We start from the raw sequence: 17,253 nt of genomic DNA on the forward strand, positions 1-17,253 counted from the left end.
TCATTAAAAAAGTTATCTAGCCAAAGTAAGATAACAACAGCTTATACTCTGACCTCCACTATAAAGCAAGCATTTTTGCAATTTTCGCTCCGGCGGTAGTATGATCAACTGAAGGACCGCCATGCAATCGGTGGTCAAAAGCTTCCGAATATTTCCCTAAGTCATGCAACTTTCCCGTCTGGCAGGCAATTTCCTGCGCACCGAATACCCGAGCAAACTCCGCTGCCATTTCACCAACATTTACCGAATGGTTTTGCAAGGTTTGTCAATGTTCGTAAGGTAAGAGATTACCGAGTTCATCTTGCGCGGAATGAGCGTAGTAAATTAAGGGTTTCATATTGAAATTCTAAAAAATTCAAACTGATATCATGCAATGATAATATGATATTAAATTTAATATGTAAATAGAAAAATGCCGTCTGAAACTTTTTCAGACGGCATTGTTATTGATTAACCTTTATAACTTGCTTCTAATATCCTCTACTGCTTTTACCAAAGCTTCGGAAAGCGAGGGATCAAAAGAAGAGTGGCCTGCTTGGACGATTCTCAATTCTGCTTCAGGGAAGGCTTGCGAGAGTTCCCACGCGCTTTGCATCGGGGTGCATAGGTCGTAGCGGCCTTGGACGATGATGGTTGGGATATGGCGGATTTTGTCGATGTTTGCCAAGATGGCTTTATCGCCCTGCAACCAGCCTTCGTTCACGAAATAATGGTTTTCCATTCTTGCGATGGCAAGGGAGGCTTGCGGGTCTTCATCCACGTCTTTGGGTTCAAACTGAATAAGGTAGCTTTCCCAGTCTGCCCATGATTTAGCTGCTTTGAGGCGAGTGGCTTCATCTTCGCTGAACAGCATTTCATGGTAGGCTTTGATTAGGGCTTGGCGTTTGTTTTCGGCTACAGGAGCAATGAATTTTTGCCATTGAGCCGGATAAATTTGGCTGACGCCGCCTGCTTCGTTCAGCCATGCCATTTCAGACGGCCTGCACAGGAAAATACCGCGCAAAACTAAGCCGCTGACGCGATCGGGATGAGTTTCGGCATAAGTCAGCGACAAGGTGCTGCCCCATGAGCCGCCGAAAACCAACCATTTTTGAATGCCGAGCATTTCGCGTACTTTTTCAATATCGGCAACCAAATCCCATGTGGTGTTGTCTTCGATACAGGCATACGGTTTGGAGCGTCCGCAGCCGCGTTGGTCGATGATGACGATGCGGAAATGTTCTGGATTGAAAAAGCCTCGGCAAGCCGGTGATGCGCCTGCTCCGGGGCCGCCATGCAGGAAAATCACGGGGTGGCCATCAGGATTGCCTGATTCCTCCCAGTAGATTTCGTGAATGTCGGATACGCGTAAAAGGCCGCTATTTCGTGGTTCTTGAATCGGATGCATGAGCTTTCTCCTTTGTCTGATGAATATATTTAATTGTAACACTTTACCTGCTGATTTTTCAGACGGCCTACATAGGTTTAACGCCACAAATGGCGTAAAATAGCACTTTTTTGACAGGATTTTTTATGGCTGACAACAAACAAACGCATGCTGCACCCGAAGGACAACTTTTATTGCGTACGGTAGCCATGCCGCGCGATACCAATCCTAATCAGGATATCTTCGGTGGCTGGATTATGTCACAAATGGATCTGGGCGGCGGTATTTTGGCGGCAGAAATCGCACAGGGACGAATTGTAACCGTGGCCGTTCAAGAAATGAATTTCATCAGACCGGTAAAGGTCGGCAACGTTGTATGCTGCTACGGTCATTGTGTCCGTGTAGGCAATACTTCTTTGCAACTGAAAATTGAAGTGTGGGTGAAAACTTTGATGAACGATATGGTAACGGAAGACCGCCAACTGGTCACCGAAGCTGTGTTCACTTACGTCGCCATCGATGCACAAGGTAATCCGCGCCCTATTCCACGCGAAGGCAATGCAAAGCTGGCTCATTTGTTAGTTTAAGAAATCAAAACCAGGCCGTCTGAAATTTCAATGTTCAGACGGCCTTTTTTAATATGGAGACAAAATGTAATAATATTTCTTTTGAGCTAAAACAAGGCGAAGTATCTGTTTTTTAGGTTTAATTCAGACTGATTGATAAGATAAAGACCGTACACCGGCTCCCTATAACACCACTCTACCGCGACAGTTTGTACCACCTTTAAAACAACGTTTCCTCCTCAACCAACTTTAAGGAACATCATGGCTTCGCGCGATTTATACCCACAGGAAATTTTACAGGTTGTTCTCGACAAAAGCTGCGCCAAAGCACAATCCAGCATCCCCACACTGGCAATCTTGAGCGTTTTAGCCGGCGGATACATCGGCTTCGGTTATCTTGCCTATTTAAAAGTAGTCAGCGGCATTCCGCACGAATGGGGTGGTGTTGCGACTTTACTCGGTGCCGCCGTATTCCCAATCGCCTTGATTTGTATCCTGCTTGGCGGCGAGCTGGTAACCAGCAACATGATGATTATGTCTTTAGGCAGGTTGGCCGGACGGATTTCCTCTAAAATGCTGCTGCGAAACTGGGTTATCGTCTGCATGGGCAATTTGGTAGGCACGCTGGCGATGGCATTTTTTCTCGGACACTATGTCGGCATGACCGAAGGCAGCGTGGCAGAAAAAACCATTGCTGTGGCGGAAGCAAAAGTCCATATGGATTTCGGCCGTGCTTTCGTATCGGCAGTCGCATGTAACTGGATGGTCTGCATGGGCGCGTGGCTGCACTTTGCCGCTAAAAACACAACCGGGCGAATGCTGGCCATTTGGTTCCCCGTCATGATTTTCGTATTAAATGGCTTCCAACACCTTGTCGCCAATATGTTCGTTATCCCAGCCGGCATTTTGGCAGGCGCAAACATTACTTGGGGGCAATTTTTCTTCAACATGATTCCCGTATTCCTGGGTAATGTCGTCGGTGGCGCATCCTTTGTCGGCGCATCGTATCTTTATACTTATAAAGACACGCTGAAAGATAGTACCGAATAGACCTGCTTTAGAAACAACAAAACCTGCTTTTTTAAGCAGGTTTTGTTTTACCGTTATTTTTCAGACGGCCTTTGCTACACAAAATCATTATACTGCTCCACAAGATTGCAAGATTGTTTTTAGCCTAATAGCTTATACCGAAGTGAACAATCTATATTAAAACTTAAAGAGTAAAAACAAAAAGGACTTAACCGGAAAAACAGATTAAGTCCCTAAAATCTTTTGGTCGGAGTGAAAGGATTCGAACCTTCGACCCCTTGCACCCCATGCAAGTGCGCTACCAGACTGCGCCACACTCCGACTCGATAAGCTGTGAATTTTAGTTTCAAATACTGATTTTGACAAGTGTTTTTTAGGAAGGGAAATTTACTCGTTTGAAAATATTTGAATTATTTATACGCAAAAAAGGCCGTCTGAAATCGTTCAGACGGCCTTTGATTATTCAGTCAAATATCAAGCTTCAACCGGGATAATACCGATTTTGGCCTGCCATTGTTTTGGTGCAATGGCGTGAACCGATTCACCGTTGCTGTCCACTGCAACGGTTACCGGCATGTCTTTGACTTCAAATTCGTAAATCGCTTCCATACCCAATTCTGGGAACGCCAAAACTTTAGATGCTTTAATGGCTTTGGCCACCAGATATGCCGCGCCGCCGACAGCCATCAGGTAAACGGCTTTGTTATCGGCAATGGCTTGGCAAGTCGCTGCGCCGCGTTCGGATTTGCCGATCATACCCAAAAGGCCGGTTTGTTCCAGCATTTGGCGGGTAAATTTATCCATACGAGTGGAAGTAGTCGGACCTGCCGGGCCAACAACTTCGTCGCGGACTGGATCAACCGGGCCGACGTAGTAAATCAGTTTGTTGGTGAAATCCACCGGCAACTCTTCGCCTTTATTGAGCATGTCAACCAAACGTTTGTGCGCGGCATCGCGGCCGGTCAGGATTTTACCGTTCAGCAACAATACATCGCCGGTTTTCCATGTAGCCACTTCTTCTTTGGTCAGATTGTTGACATCGACACGTTTGCCGTTGTCAGGGCTGTAAGTCAGATCCGGCCAGTCTTCCAAAGACGGGGCTTCCAATTTGGCCGGGCCTGAGCCGTCCAATTCAAATTCGATGTGGCGGGTAGCCGCGCAGTTTGGAATCATGGCAATCGGTTTGGAAGCCGCGTGAGTTGGGTAGTCAAGGATTTTGACATCCAGCACGGTGCTCAAACCGCCCAAGCCTTGTGCGCCAATACCCAAGGCATTTACTTTTTTGTAGAGTTCCAAGCGCAGGGCTTCGGTGGTAGACAATTCTGCACCGGAATCGGCTTTTTCTTTGAGTTCCTGAATATCGATATGGCTCATCAGGCTTTCTTTGGCCATCAACACTGCTTTTTCAGGCGTACCGCCGATGCCGATACCCAAGATGCCCGGAGGACACCAGCCAGCACCCATTTGAGGAACAGTTTTCAATACCCAGTCCACAATACTGTCTGATGGGTTGAGCATGGCCACTTTGGTTTTGTTTTCAGAACCGCCACCTTTAGCTGCGCAAGTAACCTCAACTTTGTCGCCTTTCACGATTTCCATGTGTACAACAGCAGGGGTGTTGTCTTTGGTATTTTGACGTTTGCCTGCCGGGTCGGCCAATACGGAGGCGCGCAGTTTGTTGTCAGGATAGGTATATGCGCGGCGTACGCCTTCGTTAACCATTTCCTGTACGCTCATCTCGGCATCCCACTGTACATCCATGCCCACTTTCAAAAATACGGTTGCAATACCGGTATCCTGACAAATCGGACGATGGCCTTCGGCACACATACGGCTATTGACCAAAATCTGAGCCATCGCATCTTTGGCGGCAGGGTTCTCTTCTTTTTGGTAAGCCTTGTATAAAGCCTGAATGTAGTCTTTAGGATGGTAGTAGCTGATGAATTGGAAAGCGTCGAAAATACTTTGGATAAAGTCTTCTTGCTTGATGACGGTCATGATTGTGTTCCTTTTCGGGAGTCATGGTAGGAAGGGTTTGTTTATTTTTTAAGAGACCGATTTTTCAGACGGCCTTCAATAGTGTAATAGTGCTTTCAAATGAATAATCCAGACAATATCATTTTCATACTTCATTGATTTAATTAGAATTTAATAACATATTAAATCACTTGGTTATTGATAACCTATATCTACTGGCTATTCGCTTACATAGAAATAAAACTACATTATTTTTAAACGATAACCTTATTGCCAGGCCGTCTGAAATATTTGCCCTACACATCTGAATAAAAAATTTAGTAGCCTGTATTTAAAAGAGAACCATCTCCATTTCAGACGACCATTTTATTTTTTAATACGATACACAATTGTAAAATTTATGTCATTCCCTCCCTCAACCTTCTTGACGGATGTCAAACTTATTTAATTTTCTGAAATTTTATAACAGACTTTTCGTTTGTTTACAAAATTAGATATTATTCAATATATACAATAATTTATATATAAAACCCTAATATATAATAATGATTTCTACTAGCAAATATTAGATTATTTTTGTAAATATACTGAAAAGGTAATTTTCTTTTACCTTTAAAATCAAATATAAATAATTAATTTGTCTAAATAATAGGCATATTTTGTTTACAATCTCTTCCTTAAGCAAGGCTAATCCCTCCCTATCATCAAATCCAACAAATTCTGATACACTTCGCCTTATATAGATAAACATTGATTTTAAAAGAATTTCCAAGTAAATCACTTGGATATTTTCCTCATACACAATAAATGTAATAAAAATACAATTAACCAAATTATCCACTATTCCAACTTCCAATTTCACAGGAACAAATCATGAGTGAAAATTTGTTAACCCTGACCATAGACGGCCACGAAGTCAAAGCTTCCGCCGATTCGTCAATCATCCAAGCCTATGCACGTTCGGGCAATGCGATTACTGCCAACGTCGGCTGCATGGGTCAAGGCGTATGCGGTTCCTGCCGCTGCATGATTCGTAAAGAAGGCGAGCGCGAAGTAACCACTGCACTGGCGTGCGAGACTAAAGTCGAGGAAGGCATGCAGGTCAGCTTCTTGGACTACTTTATTCCGGAGCATATCCAATATTACGACGTGAGCGAGATTGGCGACGGCTGGAACTGGTTGGACGATACCGCCAAAGCCTTCCCTGAAGCGCAAAACTGTCGTCATTGCGGCGGCTGCAACCGCGCCTGTCCTAAAGGTTTGCAAGTGGAAAACGGCGTAGCGCAGGTAGTTTCCGGCGATTTCGGCGCGGCTGCGCTGACCTTCGACCAATGCGTGATGTGCAACCTCTGCACCCTCTCCTGCCCAGAACACATCCGTCCGAACCACTTAGGCCTGTTCGCCCGCCGTATGAAAGCGGCGCGTACGTTGCGTCCGGTGGATTTGATGCGCCGCCTGCGCGAAATCGACAGCGGCAAAATGAAAGTCGAATTTGAAGAGGAGGCACTGTGATGGCTAACAAAATCCAAGGCATAGACTACGAAACCGCCCTTGCCAATCTGCGTGCATCCTCATTGGAACTGCGTGGCGATTTACCTGAAAAAAACGAATTGCTGAGCCAATTTCACCCTGACTATCAGGCCGATGCGCGTGTGAAACTGCCTATCGGCCCGAACCAAGGCGATTACTGCCATCCTGATTTGGCCAAACTCTTAATCAGTCAGCCTCTGATTGACGACTATGATTTGTCGGGTGCAGAACACTTGAACACTGACGTCTTGGTGATCGGCGGCGGCGGTGCAGGTGCGGCGGCGGCATTGTCTGCGACTGAAGCCGGTGCACGCGTCATCATGGCAAACAAGCTGCGTATCGGCGACAGCAATACCGTGATGGCCGAAGGCGGCATTCAGGCAGCAGTCGGCGCGGAAGACAGCTTGCAGCAACACTTTGACGACACCATCAAAGGCGGCCACAACGCAGGCAAAAAAGAATTGGTGGCACAAATGGTTACCGACGCGCCGTCAGCCATCCGCTGGCTGATTGGCTTGGGCATGACTTTTGACCTTGCCAAAGGCGCGGACAGTAACGGCATGTTGAGCCGCAAACGTGCAGGCGGTACAACCGTGCCGCGTATTTTGAGCTACCGCGACTTTACCGGCCTCGAAATGATGCGCGTCCTGCGCGAAGCAGTCGAACTCGACGAAAACATCACCCAGCTCAACCGCCACCCCGCCATCGAATTATTATCAGACGAACACGGCCGCTGCGTCGGCGCGATTTTGTACGATTTGGAAAAACGCTCTTTGGTATTGGTTCACGCCAAAGCCGTGGTCTTGGCAACCGGCGGCAGTGGACGCCTGCATTTGCAAGGTTTCGCCACTTCCAACCACTATGGCGCGACTGCAGACGGCCTGGTAATGGCTTATCGTATCGGCGCCAAACTGCGCGATGTCGATTCTTTCCAATATCACCCGACCGGCGTCGCCCACCCTCCACACTTGGCAGGCGCGCTGATTTCCGAAGCAGTGCGCTCTGCAGGCACCAAACTGGTCAACGGTTTGGGCGAACGTTTCGTTGACGAATTGCAACCGCGCGATGTTGTTGCCGCTGCGATTCTGCGCGAATGCCGCGAAGGCCGCGGCGTGGTACGTGACGGTCAAGTCGGCGTGTTCCTCGACACCCCGCGCCTGATTGCTAACGACCCTGACGTATTGAACCGTCTAGTAACACTCGGCCACGTCGCCCACAAATGCGGTATCGACCCTGCTGTTGAGCCGATGATGATTCATCCGACCCTTCACTATCAAAACGGCGGCATCGAAATCAACGGCGACGGCGCAACCTGCGTGGAAGGCCTCTATTGTGCCGGCGAAGTAACCGGCGGCATCCACGGCCGTAACCGTCTGATGGGCAACGCACTTCTGGACATCATCAGCTTCGGCCGCCGTGCCGGTAAAGCCGCGGCAAATTGCGGCCTGCCGCTGAAAAAAGTGCGCGGCGGTGTTGGCCACGTCCACGACCTGCAACGCGAAATGACCCGCGCCGGTCTGACCAGCGACATCAAAGCCCCCGTTTTATATCCCGACTACGGCAAATTCGATTTGCGCGAACACGCCGGTTTGCAGGAGCAACAATCATGAATCAAGCCAATCAAAACTTACTGCACCCTTCCCGCCAAGTCGGCGCGGATTTAGCCGCATGGCGTAAAGTTGGCGGCGGCGAAGGTCTGTTGGCGGCGCTTGCCGATCCTCAAAGCATTGTTTCCAAACTGCAAGAAGCCAATCTTTGCGGTATGGGCGGCGCAGGTTTCCCGACCTGGCGCAAATGGGAGGCTGCCGTTACCGCCCAAAGCAAAAATGGCGACAAATACGTCGTCTGCAATGCCAACGAAGACGAACCGGGTACATTTAAAGACCGCGTTTTGCTGGCAAAAACGCCGCACCAAGTCATCGAAGGCGTCCTGATTGCCGCCGTTGCCTGCCGCGCCAACAAAGCGATTTTGTACATCAATCCGCATCAAACCGAATCCATCGCTTCCATCACACCGGCCATCGAGCAATGGAAAAACAGCGATTTGTTTATCCGCATTGAAAACTACTTGGGCAAACCTTTGGATTTGCAGCTGGTTGAAACTTCGGGCCGTTATATCGGCGGCGAAGAAACCGCTGTCATTTCATGGTTGGAAGGCGGTTTCCCCTTCCCTCGCCGCAAGCCGCCTTTCCCTGCCGAAAGCGGTGTCAACGGTGAACCGACCCTAATCAACAACACCGAAACCTTCGCCAATATCCCGCAAATCCTTGCCAAAGGCGCGGAATGGTACAAATCGCTGGGTTTGGGCGATGCCGCAGGTACGAAACTCTACTCGCTCTCCGGCGACGTATTGAACCCGGGCCTGTACGAGCTGCCGATGGGTACAACGCTGAAATCACTGATTTTCGATCACGGCGGCGGTATGCTTGAAGGCCGTACGTTTAAAGCCGTCTTTACCGGCGGCCCGTCAAACACGCTTCTGACTGCCAAAGATTTGGATGTGCCATTGGACTTCGTTTCCGTGCGCGAACGCAAATCCAGCCTCGGTACGGGTGCGATGATTGTGATTTCCGAAGGCACGAGTGTGGTGCGTAAAGTATCTGAATATGTGGAGTTTTTTGCTGCCAACTCATGCGGACAATGCCCACCGTGCAAGGGGGGCACGTTCCAACTTTCCCGCCTGCTCAACCGCGTGGACACCGGCATCGGCACTCCCGACGACCTGCGCGCCTTGCAAAGCCTGTGCCAACTGCTGCCCCGAAGCGGCCGTTGCGGTTTGATTGACGGCGCGGTAACCGTGCTGCAAAGCTCGCTGCGCACCTTCCCCGAAGAGTACGGCCTGCCGGCGGAGCAGGAGTAAATCGGTATTGTTTTCAGACGGCCTGTTGCTGTAAAGGCCGTCTGAAAAACGATACCCCCCTTTCTCTTCTTTCTAAGATAGAAAAGAAACCCATTAAGAAAAATACCTTCCGAACCTACCAAAATACGTTCAGACGGCCTTAAGCAACACTCAGGCCGTCTGAAAACCGATTTCCCAATTCTTTAATCCTCAAATTAGGAGATTCAACATGGGCTTCAAGCCAATTCCTGCTGCGGTCGCACTTGTGCTGACGCTGCTTATCTGGTTCGTTATCCCCGTTCCCCAAGGCGTATCGCCTGACGCATGGCATCTTTTGGCATTATTCGTCGGCATCATCGCCGGCATCATCGGCAAAGCCATGCCCATCGGTGCCATGGCAATTTTGGGCATTACCTTGGTTGCACTGACCGGCGTGACCAACGAAAAAGCCGCCGACGCAACTAAAGACGCACTGAGCAGCCTCAACAACTCGCTCATCTGGATGATCGGTATCGCCATCATCATCTCGCGCGGCCTGTTAAAAACCGGCTTGGGTATGCGTATCGGCTACCTCTTGATTTCCCTCTTCGGCAAACGCACGCTGGGCGTAGGTTACAGTTTGGCGCTGGCCGACTTGGTCATCGGTCCGGTAACGCCGAGTAATACCGCACGCGGCGGTGCCATCGTGCATCCGATTATGAAATCCATTGCCTTAAGCTTCGACTCCGACCCAGAAAAAGGGACGGAAGGCAAAATCGGTAAATACCTTTCACTGGTCAACTTCCACTCCAATGTAATTACCTGTCTGATTTTTATCACCGCCACCGCACCTAATCCGCTGGTGGTCGAATTGGTTGCCAAAGCCACCAATGCGCAAATCCAACTTTCTTGGGGTACTTGGTTCTTGGCAATGGTCGTACCCGGCCTGATTGCTATGCTGCTGATGCCGCTGGTGCTGTATTTCCTGTATCCGCCTGAAATCAAACAAACCCCCAACGCCACTGCATTGGCAAAAGAGCATTTGGCTGCCATGGGACCGATGAAGCGTGAAGAAAAAATCATGCTGGGTATTTTCTTAGTTCTGCTGCTGTTGTGGGCGGGTATTCCTGAAATGCTGTTCGGCGTGAAAGTGGACGCTACCGCCACTACTTTCCTCGGCTTAAGCCTGTGCCTGTTGACCGGCGTACTGACTTGGGACGACGCGCTGAAAGAAAAAAGCGCGTGGGACACCATCGTCTGGTTCGCGGCCTTGGTGATGATGGCCAACTTCCTCAACAAACTGGGCCTCATCAGCTGGTTGTCCGACTCCATGCAAAGCGGTATCGCCCACATGGGCTTGGGTTGGGAAGCCGGTTGTGCCCTGTTGATGCTGGCCTACCTCTACGCCCACTACGTTTTCGCCAGCGGTACGGCACACGTTACCGCCATGTTCGGCGCATTCTATGGCGCAGGCTTGGCCTTGGGCGCACCACCGATGCTGTTTGCCCTGATTATGGCAGCCGCTACCGGCATCATGATGTCACTGACCCACTACGCCACCGGTTCCGCACCTGTCATTTACGGCTCAAACTACGTCAACATGACCGAATGGTGGAAAGCCGGCTTCATCATGAGCGTGGTCGAAATCCTGATTTTCAGCACTGTCGGCATCTTATGGTGGAAAGCCTTGGGCTATTGGTAATCCTTTAGCCGATTGAAAATCAGGCCGTCTGAAACTCCAATTTCAGACGGCCTTTTGTTACAATTTCATTTTTACCGAACACACTCGATTACCGTGAAAATACTCATTCTCGGCAGCGGCCAAGTCGGCTCGACCGTCGCCCAAAACCTCGCCTCCGTTCCCAGCAACGACGTTACCATCATCGACATCGACGAAAAAGCGCTCAACCGCATCAGCAGCCGTCTCGATGTCCAAACCATCGTCGGCAACGGCGCATCGCCCTTTACCCTCGAACAGGCAGGCGCAGCAGATTCCGACCTCCTGCTTGCCCTGACCCGCAGCGACGAAACCAACATTGTCGCCTCCAAAATCGCTGCCGACCTATTCAACATCCCCAGCCGCATCGCACGCGTGCGCTCAAGCGAATACCTTGAATATCCGGTTGACGGCAGCGACAACCCCGAAGAAGGCAGCCTCAACATCTTCGGCATTACCGAAACCATCAGCCCCGAACAACTGGTTACCGAACAACTCGTCGGCCTGCTCAACTACACCAGCTCATTGCAGGTACTCAGTTTCGCCAACGATAAAGTGCGCATGGTGATTGTTCAAGCCCGCAAAGGCGGTTTGCTGATCGGCCGTGAAATTGCCGACATCAACCAACACCTGCTCGAAGGCGTGGACTGCCAAATCTGCGCCATCTACCGCAACAACCGCCTGATCGTCCCCACCCCGCAAACCGTCATCATCGAAGGCGATGAAGTCCTGTTTGCCGCCGACATCAACAGCGTGGAAGCCATCATGCGCGAATTGCGTCCGAAAGAAGCGCGTACCCGCCGCATCATGATCGCCGGCGGCGGCAACATCGGCTACCGCCTCGCCAAGCAGCTCGAATCCAAATACGACATCAAAATTATCGAATACAAACCCCACCGTGCCGAATGGCTGGCTGAAAATCTGGACAACACCCTCGTCCTGCAAGGTTCCGCCACCGACGAAACCCTGCTGGACGAAGAATACATCGACGAAATCGACGTCTTCTGCGCGCTGACCAACGATGACGAAAACAACATCATGTCCAGCCTGTTGGCAAAAAACCTTGGTGCCAAACGCGTGATCACCATCGTCAACCGCTCAAGTTACGTCGATTTGCTCGAAGGCAACAAAATCGATATCGTCGTTTCCCCCCACCTGATTACCATCGGCTCCATCCTCGCCCACATCCGCCGCGGCGACATCGTTGCCGTCCACCCCCTGCGCCGCGGCACGGCCGAAGCCATCGAAGTGGTGGTACACGGCGATAAAAACACTTCCGCCATCGTCGGCCGCCGCATCAGCGGCATCAAATGGCCGAGCGACTGCTACATTGCCGCCATTGTCCGCGGCGCAACCGGCGAGGTCATCATGGGACACCATACCGAAACCATCCTCCAAGACGGCGACCACATTATCTTCTTCGTCTCACGCCGCCGCGTCCTGCCGGAGTTGGAAAAACTCATTCAAGTCAAAATGGGCTTTTTCGGTTAAGCCTAAAATCCATCCTCTTGAAGCCATAAAAAGGCCGTCTGAAAACCTTTTCAGACGGCCTTTATTTTATTTTATTTACGCTTTGGCAACACTGTTTTTACGGCCAAACCAAACAAAACCAATCACGCCCAATACAATCATCGGCACGCTCAACCATTGACCCATGGATAAGCCCAAAGTCAACAGGCCGAGATAGTCGTCAGGCTGGCGGGCAAATTCGGCGATAAAGCGGAACAATCCATAACCGCCCAAGAACAATGCTGCTGTTTGTCCGGCCGGACGTGGTTTTTTCGAGAAAATCCAAACAATGACAAACAGGCAAATGCCTTCAAGGGCAAACTGGTAAAGCTGAGAAGGATGGCGCGGCAGCATGCCGTATTGTTGCAGCCATTCTGCCCACAAAGGATTGTGCGCCGCGGCTTCCGCATCTTCGTAACGCGCTTGCGGAAAACCCATCGCCCAGAAAGCATTGAGTTCGGTCACGCGTCCCCAAAGTTCGCCGTTGATAAAGTTGCCGATACGGCCGGAAGCCAAGCCAAGCGGTACGAGTGGCGCAACGGTATCCATCAATTTTAAAATGCTGATGTTGTGCTTGCGGCCAAACAGCCACATGGCAACGACCACGCCCAAGAAGCCGCCGTGAAACGACATGCCGCCTTCCCATACTTTGAAAATATCCAACGGATTGGCCAAATAGTCGGAAAATTTATAAAACAAAACGTAGCCGATACGGCCGCCCAAGATGACGCCCAAGATACCCCAAGTCAGGAAATCGTCGAGTGTTTCTTTGGTAAACACAGAATTGCCCTGCGCAATACGGCGGCGGCCCAAAATCGTAAACAGGATAAAGCCGACAATATAGCTCAAGGCATACCAGCGGATAGCAAGCGGGCCGATGCTGATCAGCACCGGATCAAACTGGGGATGTATCATCATAATGTGTGTTCCTTATCTCAAAGGCCGTCTGAAAGCCTGAACTTTCAGACGGCCTGTATGCAGTGTCGGACGGTTTAACGCAAATCGCCAACCACATTCAAAATAGCAGACAACATGGCCTCGCCCAAGCGCAGCGAGCGTTGGCCGTTCCAGCCGAAATCATCGTCCGGCAGGTTGGCATTGTCTTTAAACGGCATTTCCAAAGTATAGGCAAGGCAGTTGAAATGATTGCCGACCCAGTTGGTCGCCAAAGTCATATTCGCCTGACCCGGCGCATCTTTGTCATAGCCGTAATCGTCTTGGAAATCGGGGCTGGCATTGAGCAGCGCAAGTTTGAACTGGTTTTCCAAAGCTTCGATGCGCTCGTTGTAGTTCGGCACGCCTTCGGTACCGGCCACAAAGACAAACGGCAGGCCTTCATCGCCGTGAATATCCAAGAACAAATCCACGCCGGTTTCCATCATTTTTTCGCGGACGGTAAAGACTTCGGGGCTTCGCTCCAAAGTCGGGTTTTCCCATTCGCGGTTGAGGTTGGCGCCGGCGGCATTGGTGCGCAAATTGCCCAATACCGAACCGTCCGGATTCATATTCGGCACAATGTAGAAAGTCGCACGGTCAAGCAACATGCGCGCGGTCGGATCTTGCGGATCAAGCAGGCGGCCCAGCAAACCTTCGACAAACCATTCCGCCATGGTTTCGCCCGGATGCTGACGGGCGATAATCCAGACTTTCATGTCGCTTTCGACTTGGTTGCCGATGGTCAACAGATTAATATCGCGACCTTGAACGGTACTGCCCAAGTCGTCGATACGGCACAAACCGCTACCCTGCGCATCGCCCAAAAGGTTCAAATGCTGCTCGTTGGAATAAGGCTCGAAATAGGCGTAGTAAACGCTGTTGGACAAAGGCGTATGGTTGATGGTCAACACGCCGTTTTCATAGCTGGTCGGCACGCGGAACCAATTTTGGCGGTCGTAAGAAGCGCAAGCCTGATAGTCCTCCCAGCCCAAAGGATACGCAGCGTCCGCCGCATTTTCAAAATGCATCACGCAGTTTTGATAGGCCGCACCCTGCAAACGGAAGTAAAACCATTGGGCAAACTCCGAAGCATTGTCGGGACGCAGGGCGAGACGGATATCGGCAGGGTTGCTCAAATCTTTGACAACGACCGAACCGGCATCGAATTGGGTGCTGATTTTCATCATGGGTATCCTTAGTAATCGGCAAAGAGGCCGAAGCAAACCGTCATTTTACCGTTTGCATGAGGCTGGTTTCAACCATTTAACTGATTTAACAGGATTTCAAGCGCTTGGAAATATTGTTTCAGACGGCCTTTGGGATTAAGATAAAGGCCGAAATCATGAAACAAGGTTGAAACCATGACTCAGCAACAATCTGTCTCCTCTGCGATCAAAGCGCGCGTCCTTGCCGAATCTTTACCTTATATCCGCCGTTTTTCCGGCTCCATCATCGTCATCAAATACGGCGGCAACGCCATGACCGAGTCGGCCTTAAAAGAGGGCTTCGCACGCGATGTCGTCCTGCTCAAACTGATCGGCCTGCATCCCGTCATCGTTCACGGCGGCGGCCCGCAAATCAATGAAATGCTGGAAAAAGTCGGCAAAAAAGGAGAATTTGTTCAAGGCATGCGCGTCACCGACAGCGAAACCATGGACATCGTAGAAATGGTTTTGGGCGGACACGTCAATAAAGAAATCGTTTCCATGATTACCTCCTTCGGCGGTCGCGCCGTCGGCATTACCGGCCGGGACAACCACTTCATCAAAGCGGAAAAACTCCTGATCGACACGCCCGAGCGAAAAGGCGTGGACATCGGCCAAGTCGGCACAGTGGCCGACATCGATACCCGTTTGGTGGAAGGCTTGGTCGAGCGCGGCTGCATTCCGGTCATCGCACCCATCGGCGTAGGCCAAAACGGCGAAGCGTTCAACATCAATGCCGACTTGGTTGCCGGCAAACTGGCGGAAAAACTTCAAGCCGAAAAACTGCTGATGATGACCAACATCCCCGGCGTACTGGATAAAGAAGGCAAATTATTGACCACCCTGACGCCAAGCCGCATTGACGAATTAATTGAAGACGGCACGCTGTACGGCGGCATGCTGCCTAAAATCGCCTCTGCCGTCGAAGCCGCCAAAAGCGGCGTCAAAGCCACGCACATCATAGACGGCCGCGTTCCCAACGCCCTGCTCTTGGAGGTACTGACCGATGACGGCGTAGGCTCGATGATTTTGGGCGAAGGCTAATCTGGTTTTCAGACGGCCTTATGCCTGATTTAATCAGCTTTTCACCCTAAAAAGGGTAAAAAATGTTACACTATACGGCTTATGTTTGTTTGAACGATATTGACGTGAAACAAACTTACAGTCGGTTTCATACCGACGCCGATGCCATGCCCGGCAAAGACGGTATAATGTCTGCATTCATCAGACTTCGGAAATCATCCTCAAGGCCGTCTGAAGCGTAACAAAGCTACTTTTCTTTTACCATCCTATTTGGAGATATTCATGAGCGCAATCGTTGATATTTTTGCACGCGAAATCTTAGACTCTCGCGGCAACCCTACTGTAGAGTGTGACGTATTGTTGGAATCCGGCGTCATGGGCCGTGCAGCCGTACCAAGCGGCGCATCAACCGGTCAAAAAGAAGCTTTGGAATTGCGTGACGGCGACAAATCCCGTTACTTGGGCAAAGGCGTATTGAAAGCCGTTGACCACGTTAACAACCAAATCGCGCAAGCCCTCATCGGCATCGATGCCAGCGAGCAATCTTATATCGACCAAATCATGATCGAATTGGACGGTACTGAAAACAAAGGCAACTTGGGTGCCAATGCCACTTTGGCCGTTTCTATGGCCGTAGCACGCGCGGCCGCTGAAGATGCAGGCCTGCCGCTGTACCGTTACTTGGGCGGCGCAGGCCCAATGGCTCTGCCGGTTCCAATGATGAACGTAATCAACGGCGGCGAACACGCCAACAACAGCCTGAACATCCAAGAATTCATGATCATGCCTGTCGGCGCAAAATCTTTCCGCGAAGCCCTGCGTTGCGGTGCCGAAATTTTCCATGCACTGAAAAAACTGTGCGATAGCAAAGGCTTCCCAACTACCGTTGGCGACGAAGGTGGTTTCGCACCCAACCTGAACAGCCACAAAGAAGCCCTGCAATTGATGGTGGAAGCCACCGAAGCCGCCGGCTACAAAGCAGGCGAAGACGTATTGTTTGCCCTGGACTGCGCATCCAGCGAATTCTACAAAGACGGCCAATACCACCTGGAAGCCGAAGGCCGCTCCTACACCAGCGCAGAATTTGCCGAATACCTGGAAGGTCTGGTTAACGAATTCCCAATCATTTCCATCGAAGACGGCATGGACGAAAACGACTGGGAAGGCTGGAAACTGCTGACTGAAAAATTGGGCAAAAAAGTTCAATTGGTCGGCGACGACTTGTTCGTAACCAATCCAAAAATCTTGGCCGAAGGCATCGAAAAAGGCGTGGCAAACGCATTGCTGGTCAAAGTCAACCAAATCGGTACATTGAGCGAAACCCTGCAAGCCGTCGACTTGGCCAAACGCAACCGCTACGCCAGCGTAATGAGCCACCGTTCCGGCGAAACCGAAGACAGCACCATTGCCGACTTGGCAGTTGCCACCAACTGTATGCAAATCAAAACCGGCTCACTGTCCCGCTCCGACCGCATGGCGAAATACAACCAATTGCTGCGCATTGAAGAAGAATTGGCCGAAGCCGCTTACTACCCCGGCAAAGCCGCATTCTACCAACTGGGCAAATAAGCAAAATA

General features: G+C 50.5%; 13 protein-coding genes, 1 tRNA gene and 1 pseudogene. 9 read left to right on the top strand and 6 right to left on the bottom strand.

The features are described 5' to 3' along the window. Positions 1–76: 76 nt before the first annotated feature. Both HMPREF2551_RS10370 and pip read right to left on the bottom strand, forming a co-directional pair. Positions 77–337: pseudogene (locus tag HMPREF2551_RS10370) on the bottom strand (CRISPR-associated endonuclease Cas3''); the annotation flags it as partial. 120 nt (positions 338–457) lie between these two features. After that, the gene (gene pip, locus HMPREF2551_RS07620) at positions 458–1,387 is read right to left on the bottom strand and encodes a prolyl aminopeptidase (protein WP_036491443.1); all 930 of its coding nucleotides are present in this window, start codon (positions 1,385–1,387) and stop codon (positions 458–460) included. 125 nt (positions 1,388–1,512) lie between these two features. Between pip and yciA the strand changes: the two genes are divergently transcribed. Continuing rightward, entirely contained in the window at positions 1,513–1,953 is a 441-nt protein-coding gene (gene yciA, locus HMPREF2551_RS07625) for an acyl-CoA thioester hydrolase YciA (protein WP_070838236.1), read from the top strand. 240 nt (positions 1,954–2,193) lie between these two features. Further along, positions 2,194–2,982, top strand: a complete 789-nt coding sequence (locus HMPREF2551_RS07630; RefSeq protein WP_070838238.1) for a formate/nitrite transporter family protein — start codon at positions 2,194–2,196, stop codon at positions 2,980–2,982. 223 nt (positions 2,983–3,205) lie between these two features. On the opposite strand, the gene HMPREF2551_RS07635 is transcribed toward HMPREF2551_RS07630, so the two are convergent. Together HMPREF2551_RS07635 and HMPREF2551_RS07640 are read right to left on the bottom strand one after the other, a co-directional pair. Continuing rightward, a tRNA-Pro gene (locus HMPREF2551_RS07635) sits at positions 3,206–3,282 on the bottom strand. 153 nt (positions 3,283–3,435) lie between these two features. Beyond that, positions 3,436–4,959 (bottom strand): fumarate hydratase, encoded by a 1,524-nt coding sequence (locus HMPREF2551_RS07640; RefSeq protein WP_049323434.1) that lies wholly within the window; start codon positions 4,957–4,959, stop codon positions 3,436–3,438. Between the two features lie 852 nt (positions 4,960–5,811). Here HMPREF2551_RS07640 and HMPREF2551_RS07650 point away from each other — a divergent pair. The 5 genes from HMPREF2551_RS07650 to trkA all read left to right on the top strand — a co-directional run bounded on the left by HMPREF2551_RS07650 (position 5,812) and on the right by trkA (position 12,494). Next, complete coding sequence (locus HMPREF2551_RS07650) at positions 5,812–6,450, top strand: 2Fe-2S iron-sulfur cluster-binding protein (RefSeq protein ID WP_003746216.1); 639 nt, start codon at positions 5,812–5,814, stop codon at positions 6,448–6,450. Continuing rightward, positions 6,450–8,078, top strand: coding sequence for an FAD-binding protein (locus HMPREF2551_RS07655; protein WP_070838242.1), 1,629 nt, complete (start codon positions 6,450–6,452; stop codon positions 8,076–8,078). Before HMPREF2551_RS07650 ends, HMPREF2551_RS07655 begins: the two co-directional genes overlap by 1 nt. Further along, positions 8,075–9,328 carry a complex I 51 kDa subunit family protein gene (locus HMPREF2551_RS07660; RefSeq protein WP_070838244.1) on the top strand — a complete coding sequence of 418 codons (1,254 nt, stop codon included), beginning with the start codon at positions 8,075–8,077 and terminating at the stop codon, positions 9,326–9,328. Before HMPREF2551_RS07655 ends, HMPREF2551_RS07660 begins: the two co-directional genes overlap by 4 nt. A gap of 208 nt (positions 9,329–9,536) precedes the next feature. Next, complete coding sequence (locus HMPREF2551_RS07665) at positions 9,537–10,988, top strand: DASS family sodium-coupled anion symporter (protein WP_003746210.1); 1,452 nt, start codon at positions 9,537–9,539, stop codon at positions 10,986–10,988. A gap of 93 nt (positions 10,989–11,081) precedes the next feature. After that, positions 11,082–12,494, top strand: a complete 1,413-nt coding sequence (gene trkA, locus HMPREF2551_RS07670) for a Trk system potassium transporter TrkA (RefSeq protein ID WP_003746208.1) — start codon at positions 11,082–11,084, stop codon at positions 12,492–12,494. Between the two features lie 75 nt (positions 12,495–12,569). Here the strand turns inward: trkA and lgt are convergent, their stop codons facing one another. Together lgt and HMPREF2551_RS07680 are read right to left on the bottom strand one after the other, a co-directional pair. Continuing rightward, positions 12,570–13,430, bottom strand: coding sequence for a prolipoprotein diacylglyceryl transferase (gene lgt, locus HMPREF2551_RS07675; protein ID WP_003746206.1), 861 nt, complete (start codon positions 13,428–13,430; stop codon positions 12,570–12,572). Between the two features lie 74 nt (positions 13,431–13,504). Beyond that, positions 13,505–14,635 carry a M14 family metallopeptidase gene (locus HMPREF2551_RS07680; RefSeq protein ID WP_070838246.1) on the bottom strand — a complete coding sequence of 377 codons (1,131 nt, stop codon included), beginning with the start codon at positions 14,633–14,635 and terminating at the stop codon, positions 13,505–13,507. A 174-nt stretch (positions 14,636–14,809) separates the two neighbouring features. Here HMPREF2551_RS07680 and argB point away from each other — a divergent pair, with 174 nt between their 5' ends. Together argB and eno are read left to right on the top strand one after the other, a co-directional pair. Continuing rightward, complete coding sequence (argB, locus tag HMPREF2551_RS07685; RefSeq protein ID WP_070838247.1) at positions 14,810–15,697, top strand: acetylglutamate kinase; 888 nt, start codon at positions 14,810–14,812, stop codon at positions 15,695–15,697. A gap of 261 nt (positions 15,698–15,958) precedes the next feature. Then, a complete protein-coding gene (gene eno / locus HMPREF2551_RS07690) occupies positions 15,959–17,245 on the top strand; it encodes a phosphopyruvate hydratase (protein WP_003746198.1) in 1,287 nt (428 codons plus the stop codon). The last annotated feature ends 8 nt before the right edge of the window (positions 17,246–17,253 follow it).

Source organism: Neisseria sp. HMSC066H01, assembly GCF_001837375.1.
Taxonomy (GTDB): Bacteria; Pseudomonadota; Gammaproteobacteria; order Burkholderiales; family Neisseriaceae; genus Neisseria.

Coding starts and splice junctions, on each gene's coding strand:
- HMPREF2551_RS07630 (WP_070838238.1), top strand. CDS start 2,194: ATGGCTTCGCGCGATTTATACCCACAGGAAATTTTACAGGTTGTTCTC.
- HMPREF2551_RS07655 (WP_070838242.1), top strand. CDS start 6,450: ATGGCTAACAAAATCCAAGGCATAGACTACGAAACCGCCCTTGCCAAT.
- argB (WP_070838247.1), top strand. CDS start 14,810: ATGACTCAGCAACAATCTGTCTCCTCTGCGATCAAAGCGCGCGTCCTT.
- lgt (WP_003746206.1), bottom strand. CDS start 13,430: ATGATGATACATCCCCAGTTTGATCCGGTGCTGATCAGCATCGGCCCG.
- eno (WP_003746198.1), top strand. CDS start 15,959: ATGAGCGCAATCGTTGATATTTTTGCACGCGAAATCTTAGACTCTCGC.
- HMPREF2551_RS07650 (WP_003746216.1), top strand. CDS start 5,812: ATGAGTGAAAATTTGTTAACCCTGACCATAGACGGCCACGAAGTCAAA.
- HMPREF2551_RS07680 (WP_070838246.1), bottom strand. CDS start 14,635: ATGATGAAAATCAGCACCCAATTCGATGCCGGTTCGGTCGTTGTCAAA.
- HMPREF2551_RS07665 (WP_003746210.1), top strand. CDS start 9,537: ATGGGCTTCAAGCCAATTCCTGCTGCGGTCGCACTTGTGCTGACGCTG.
- HMPREF2551_RS07640 (WP_049323434.1), bottom strand. CDS start 4,959: ATGACCGTCATCAAGCAAGAAGACTTTATCCAAAGTATTTTCGACGCT.
- pip (WP_036491443.1), bottom strand. CDS start 1,387: ATGCATCCGATTCAAGAACCACGAAATAGCGGCCTTTTACGCGTATCC.
- yciA (WP_070838236.1), top strand. CDS start 1,513: ATGGCTGACAACAAACAAACGCATGCTGCACCCGAAGGACAACTTTTA.
- HMPREF2551_RS07660 (WP_070838244.1), top strand. CDS start 8,075: ATGAATCAAGCCAATCAAAACTTACTGCACCCTTCCCGCCAAGTCGGC.